Genomic DNA, 806 nt, shown 5'->3' with positions numbered 1-806 from the left:
CATTATTCAGCTGGACGGTTTGCTCTTTTGTCACGATGTAGTCAGTTTCGCCGGAGATCACCACGCTCGCTCCGTATTCTTCAACTAAGAAGTGAGCCGCCCCAAGGGCTGCATCACTACTGTCGAGTGCATCTACACCTTTGCTTTGCGCTTGCTCACCAGCGAGAGCAATGATTTCGGAAGCATTACCACGAATGATTAACTTGTTTGCAAGGCGGGCGATTTCGCGCGAGGTTTCGGTGCGTAGTGAACTTGCACCGCAACCGACAGGGTCGAGCACAACGATTTTACCGTTCGAGTTGGCTTGCTCGACGGCATAACTCATGCGCGGCGTCCAAACGCTGTCTAGGGTGCCGATGTTGATCACCAAAGCGCCAGCAAACGACATCATTTCTGCCATTTCTTGCTTTGAATGCGCCATGATTGGCGAAGCTCCGATAGCCAACAAAGCGTTCGCCGTGTTGTTCATCACCACGTAGTTGGTAATGTTCACGACTAAAGGCTTTTGCTGACGCACTGCGGTTAATGCTTGAGTGATTTGTTCTATTAACATGAGATTCTCCAATTAACCTTATTGTGCGTTTAGACCTTGCTGCCAAAACGCCACTTCCATACGCGTTGCAGTTTTGAATACCTGAATCAGGTTTTGACCGCGCTGGCTGTGGATGTCGATTTCAGCCAGCAACTGGTTAAAGTGTTCGGCCCCACTTGCCACGCCGGATTGGAACTCTTCACCGCCGTACAAGTTAATCCAACTTGCGTAAGGATTGCCTTCGAATACCGTGTTTTCATCTTCAATCAGCATT

At 49.5% G+C, this 806-nt stretch carries 1 protein-coding gene and 1 pseudogene; both read right to left on the bottom strand.

All coding sequences use genetic code 11. The features are described from left to right. Positions 1-553: hydroxyethylthiazole kinase (gene thiM / locus R7Q46_RS26265; protein ID WP_318078095.1), on the bottom strand; the 553-nt coding region annotated here is incomplete at its 3' end. Positions 554-571: 18 nt separating this feature from the next. Continuing rightward, positions 572-806 (bottom strand): annotated as a pseudogene (locus R7Q46_RS26260) (thiaminase II); the annotation flags it as partial.

The sequence above is a fragment of the Vibrio sp. 811 genome (assembly GCF_033339195.1).
This window is presented reverse-complemented; position numbering and strand designations above follow the sequence as displayed.